At 45.8% G+C, this 5,841-nt stretch carries 5 protein-coding genes; 3 read left to right on the top strand and 2 right to left on the bottom strand.

Annotated features, from left to right (window positions below; translation table 11 throughout):
* Window positions 1–184 precede the first annotated feature (184 nt).
* The gene (locus WBA89_RS16905) at window positions 185–400 is read right to left on the bottom strand and encodes a hypothetical protein (RefSeq protein ID WP_194067161.1); all 216 of its coding nucleotides are present in this window, start codon (window positions 398–400) and stop codon (window positions 185–187) included.
* 295 nt (window positions 401–695) lie between these two features.
* On the opposite strand from WBA89_RS16905, the gene egtC reads away from it, so the two are divergent.
* The 3 genes from egtC to egtD all read left to right on the top strand — a co-directional run bounded on the left by egtC (window position 696) and on the right by egtD (window position 4,373).
* Entirely contained in the window at window positions 696–1,484 is a 789-nt protein-coding gene (gene egtC / locus WBA89_RS16910) for an ergothioneine biosynthesis protein EgtC (RefSeq protein WP_424408342.1), read from the top strand.
* Window positions 1,456–2,775, top strand: coding sequence for an ergothioneine biosynthesis protein EgtB (gene egtB, locus WBA89_RS16915; RefSeq protein ID WP_424408343.1), 1,320 nt, complete (start codon window positions 1,456–1,458; stop codon window positions 2,773–2,775). Before egtC ends, egtB begins: the two co-directional genes overlap by 29 nt.
* 566 nt (window positions 2,776–3,341) lie before the next feature.
* Window positions 3,342–4,373, top strand: a complete 1,032-nt coding sequence (gene egtD / locus WBA89_RS16920) for an L-histidine N(alpha)-methyltransferase (RefSeq protein ID WP_424408344.1) — start codon at window positions 3,342–3,344, stop codon at window positions 4,371–4,373.
* A 334-nt stretch (window positions 4,374–4,707) separates the two neighbouring features.
* Here the strand turns inward: egtD and WBA89_RS16925 are convergent, their stop codons facing one another.
* Window positions 4,708–5,319 (bottom strand): hypothetical protein, encoded by a 612-nt coding sequence (locus WBA89_RS16925; RefSeq protein WP_424408345.1) that lies wholly within the window; start codon window positions 5,317–5,319, stop codon window positions 4,708–4,710.
* Between the last annotated feature and the right edge of the window lie 522 nt (window positions 5,320–5,841).

Raw genomic sequence — 5,841 nt, forward strand, 5'->3', positions numbered from 1 at the left:
CGGGGGCGATCGCACCTGACTAAAAGGGTTTGCCGCGCCGACAAACCCTTTGTAATAGATCGGATAGTTATACCAATTTCATAAAGTAGCGCTAGATATTACCCCCCCAACCCCCCCTTATTTCGGGGGGGGAGTGGGGGGGGTAATAGCACATATGAAAGAAAAATGGTATTACTGCTGTTTCTTAGTCGATCGAGATCGACTGAGGCCCAGTGCTTTTGTTAGTCGCTTCGGTTGCGGGAGGAGTGTAGGAAGTCGAACCGGCTTGTTCGTCAATCCAGCTTCTGACGGGATCTTCGTGAAGGTTCAGTCGAAGCAGGCCCGAAAAAAATCCGCCCGCAAAGGCGATCGGCTGTTGCATCAATTCTTTGGCCACTGGGATGAGTTCGTCGAGGAACATTCAAGAGTCTCCTTGTGCTGCTGGGGTTCTACCTTTACTGTACCGTTTGTACTGCGATGCTGGCAGCGGGCTAAGCTGTTGCTCGTATAGATTGTATATGGCGATTGAGGGGGAGAAGGGGAGAAGGGGAGAGGGGGAGAGGATTTGACGATTTTTGATTGTCATCAAAATATACAATTTTTATTTGCACAACAGCTTACCAAAAACCCAGTTCCCGGTGCTGGTACAAGACGGGCGATCGGGCAATTTCTCGCCGAATGATTTAGAATACTAATCAATTTGCTGTAAAAATTATATGTGCCGTTTGCTTGGCTACCTCGGGGAGCCGATTTTACTCGATTCTATTCTGTACAAGCCGGAACATTCGCTGCTCGTGCAGAGTTACGAGCCCCGCGAAATGACTTCAGGCGTGGTTAATGCTGACGGTTTTGGCATCGGTTGGTATCACCCGCACCTAGAGACTGACCCGTTTACCTATAAAAACATACAGCCAATTTGGAACGACATCAATCTGCCGAGTATCAGTCGATACGTTGAATCCGGCTGCGCGATCGGATACGTTCGCAGCGCAACTTCAGGACAAGCCCTAGATTTGAGCAACTGTCAGCCGTTTGGGTACGATCGCCTGCTGTTCGTACACAACGGCTTCGTGAAAAATTTTCGCCAAACTCTGTACAGACCAATTCGCGATCGCCTGTGCGATACGGTTTATCAATCAATTAACGGTACTACCGATTCAGAACACATCTTCGGCTTATTTGTCAATGAATTGACCGACAAAAATCTGACCCTACAAGCAGCTTTGCAAAACTCCCTAAAAATCTTGGCAGACCTAGCAAAAGTTCAGCAAATAGAATTTTCAGCTAACATCATTATCAGCGACGGACACCAGCTCGTTGCCTCTCGCTTTGCTTCCCAAAAAGCCGCTCCTTCCCTTTATTGGGTGCGGGACGATCTAAACTTTCCAAATTCGGTCATCATTGCTTCAGAGCCTTTATTTGCTGGCAATTGGCACGAGTGTCCAGAAGACAGCATTATCAGTACGGGAGTAGAGGGTGATATCCAAATCTATCCAATCTTGTAGAGAGGCAATTTATCGCGATTTGCAGCAGTGTCGCCGCGGCACTTTTAAATTATTTGCAGACATAGATTGCGATACTTTCTGCCGCCTTGCTCATCCAGATTTCAGTCCGGTTGGCTGGCATTTAGGTCACATTGCTTATACTGAAGATTTGTGGCTGTTGCAGCGAGGTGCTGGGTTGAAACCTGTTTTTCCTGAGTATCACCAACTGTTTGCTGCGGATATTTTGCCGAAAAAACAGCGGGTTTTTTTGCCAGCGTTACCAGAAGTTAAATTGTATCTGGATGCGGTGAGAAAAAAGGTGTTAGATTATTTGGAAATAGCGCCGATTGAGGAGCAAGAACGTCTCTGGCGGTTTATGATTCAGCACGAAAGCCAGCACTGCGAAACAGTTGCTTTTGTGTTGCAAATGCAGGAGAAGCAAGGAAGGCGCGACAGGGATTTGGACGCGGATACACGGATTAATTATCCGCAAGGGGGAAGAAGGCAGAGGGAAGAAAGAATATTAATGCCCGATGCCCGATGCCCGATGCCCGATGCCCCATGCCCAATTCCCAATTCAGAAATTGAAATTCCGGGCGGGGAATTTTATATGGGAAGCGATGCTGCTGAGGCTTTGGATAACGAGCGATCGCGCCACTTGTGTTATTTAGAAGCATACGCGATCGATCGCTATCCCGTCACTTGCGGTCAATACCGAGATTTTATGGCATCCGGCGGCTATCAAAACCCTGATTGGTGGTCAGTAGAGGGGTGGAAATGGCTCAAAGTTCATTTAGTCGATCGCCCGCTTTACTGGTCAGAAAATCCCGCTTTCAACAACCATCCAGTTTGCGGCGTAAGTTGGTACGAAGCCGAAGCCTACTGCAACTTTACCGGCAAGCGTTTACCATCAGAAGCCGAATGGGAGAAAGCAGCGAGTTGGGATGCAGCAAATCAAACAAACCGCACCTATCCTTGGGGAGAAGCACCGCCAAATGCCAGCCTGTGCAATCACGGGAATAATCTGGCAAACACATCGCCAGTTGATGCTTTTCCAAAAGGAGCGAGTGCGATCGGCTGCTGCGATATGTTGGGGAATGTTTGGGAGTGGACTGCTTCCACATTTGACGCTTATCCAGGATTTGAAAGTTATCCTTACAAGGGATATTCTCAAGTTTATTTTGATGGAGAACACCGGGTTTTGAAAGGTGGGAGTTGGGCGACTTTTCCTCAAGCAATGCGATCGAGTTTTCGGAATTGGTACTATCCGGGCGTGCGGCAAATTATCGCTGGTTTTCGCTGCGCCAAGTAGTTAGCCATGCAATTATAACCCAATACGGTTTACTTAAGACGATCCCCCCTAACCCCCCTTAAAAAGGGGGGGACAAGAATCGGATCGACAGTCCCCCTTTGCTCGTTACCAGGCTCTGCCTGGTAATGCAGATCCGGAGGCTCTGCCTCCTTTGATGAAAGCAATTTACAGGAGAGAGGACTGTAGCAGGTATTTAAGTTATTAAGTTTTCGATCCTAAATTCGCAGTCAGGACTTTAGTCCCGATCGAAGTCAAAGGAATTTAGTTTTGACTGCGAACCGATGGGGCTTATTTTACGGATATATATAAATTGAGCGAGACAGAATTCGCAACGATATTTTTTGGGCAAAACTCTCAATTTTTTTCAAATTTCAAAAGATCGAGCAACAAACTTTTATAAAATAATTTATAATTACAGTAGAGATTTTTTAAGTTTTAATTTGGGGAGCGATCGCCATTTAGTGAGAAAATACAGAACGGAAATCGGGAGCGAAAATCTCCCTTGAGCCTGATATTTGGCAGCGCGACTGCGTGTTATACCAATTGGTGCATCCTAATTTTACTCTATGAAATCCCCAAAACTGTCCGAGACGACAAACCGAGCCAGGGCGAAGGAAAATCGCCTGCACTTAGAGCGACTGGTGAGCGCGACAGCACCCACACCCGCAGAAATCAACGCAGGTAGCGAAGTCGTTAGCGGGTTGACTCAAAACCCCAAAACCCTGCCTCCCAAGTATTTCTACGACGATCGCGGATCGAAGCTGTTCGAGTTGATTTGTCAGTTGCCAGAATACTACGTGACACGCACGGAGACGGCAATTTTGCAAGAGTGTGCAGGGGCGATCGCCGGTTTGACGGGCCCGTGCGAAATCGTCGAACTCGGCAGCGGCAGTTCCACCAAAACTCGGATTCTCCTCGATGCTTACAACCAACTGCAATATCCCCTGCACTATTTGCCGATCGACATCAGTCCCACTATCCTAGAAAGCAGCGCTTGTCAACTCTTAGCAGATTATCCGTCCCTCCAGATTCACGGACTTGTCAGCACTTACGAACTAGCCCTAGCTAAAATTGCACCGTCACCGCTGCCAACCCGAATGATTTGCTTTCTAGGCAGCACCCTCGGCAATTTAAACCATCAAGAATGCGATGTATTTTTCTCGCAAATTGTCGGTGCATTGCAGCCAGGAGAATATTTTTTATTGGGAATTGACTTAGACAAATCTAAAGATATTTTAGAGCCGGCCTACGATGACAATCAAGGAGTGACAGCAGCCTTTAACTTGAATATGCTGCGACATTTAAATCGCAAGTATGAAGGAAATTTTGATTTAGCGCAGTTCGAGCATTGGGCTTTTTACAATCAAGAAGAATGTCAAATTGAAATGCACTTGAGAAGTAAGAAAGCGCAAACCGCGAACTTGCGCGCTCTCAATTTAACCGTAGAATTGGCCGCCAAAGAAACTATCCGCAGCGAAATTTCTCGCAAATTTAATCTGAATACGGTAAAGAAAGAACTTTCCGAGCGCGGTTTAAAGTCGGTGCAAGTTTGGACAGATCCAAAACAGTGGTTTGGTTTGATGCTTTGTCAAGCTTAGTCATTAGTCATTAGTCATTAGTCATTAGTCATTAGTCATATCATGTCCGGTCGATTACCATAACAAAAACGGTTCGTAGTGCGGACTCGCATTCCGCACTACGAACCAATTTTATCGTTCTCAATCGACAGGATACGATATCGTGAGTTATTAAAGTTGTATTGCACTGATTCCCAAACTATCCTGAAATTATCTGCGTTTATCTGTGTTTATCTGCCCAATATCTGCGGTTGCAGGATCGATCGAAGACTTATGCAATGCAAGTCTATGATTAATGAAAATTAAGTTTCGTTCCACTAACCCAACATACAGATTCTTGTCACTTCCTTCCTAATTAACAAATCGGCCGCTGTCCGGGTTTAACGGCGTGAATGTACTCGCTGCCCGAAGTCGGCCATCCCCGCTTGTAATAGGCTTCCTCCGGCTTCCCCCAGCCCAACTGCAACAAAATTTCGAGAAAATCCAACTTTTCCCACTTCGAGAGACTGGCCCATTCTGTGCGCTGGGCTAGAGCCTCTACATCCATCGGCTCGATCGATCGAAAATCCTTCCCGCTGTTAATACTCAAATACAAATCCATCCCCGCAGTTACCTGCTGCCAAAATTCCAACATCGCCATCTTAGCTGCTGTCAAAGTAATCAAATCAACCGGTAGAGCTATCAACTCATCATCCACCGCCGGATAGCGTAAACTATTGCCTTTAACCGTCATTTCCCGCCAGACAATCCCAGAAACTTGATGTTCCCGCTGGTATTCGTGCACTGCGGCCTTAAAATTTTGATAAGCAGTGAACTTTTGAACGCCCTCAGATTTGAGAAAGCGATCGATCACCGGATTCCCTGTAGCAGGAGTTTCAGTCAAGTTGAGACGCCGCCCGTGCAAACAAGCTTGGCGCTCTTCTTCGAGGATTTTAATGAGTTGGGCCGTGCTGTAGACGTTGGACATCTTTATTCGGGATTCGGGCAAAATCAATACATTTGCTGGTTTGGCTGATTCGATCGGCTAATTTTCACTAAAGATTCTTTTTTTTGTGAACAATATCACTTTTGCCGCTATTGTAACCCACATTCTGCAGATGTGGCTGAGCTTACTGGTATTTTTAAGCAATCAAAACTATAAAAATTTTCCTAACCTAATTTTTTTAGGTTGAATTTTTGCTTTTTGTGAAAATAACTATAATGTGTAAAAGCTTAAGTTATTTTGTTTGAATTAGTTTGCTCTCGCGTGCGATCGGTTAATATCGTTTCGGATCGGAATGATTTAACCACAGAGGGCGCAGAGAACGCAGAGGAAGACAAGAGAGAGATGAATACAGGACGATGAAACACGGATTTGATATGACTCGATTTTACAATTGGGATGCTACTGGATTTGAATTTATATCAAATCCGCTGGCATCGGAATGATTCAGATATATATTCTCTCCCTCTGTGTACTCTGTGTTCTCTGTGGTTAAATCATTCCGAT

This window comes from Microcoleus sp. (genome assembly GCF_049646505.1).
Lineage (GTDB): Bacteria > Cyanobacteriota > Cyanobacteriia > Cyanobacteriales > Microcoleaceae > Microcoleus.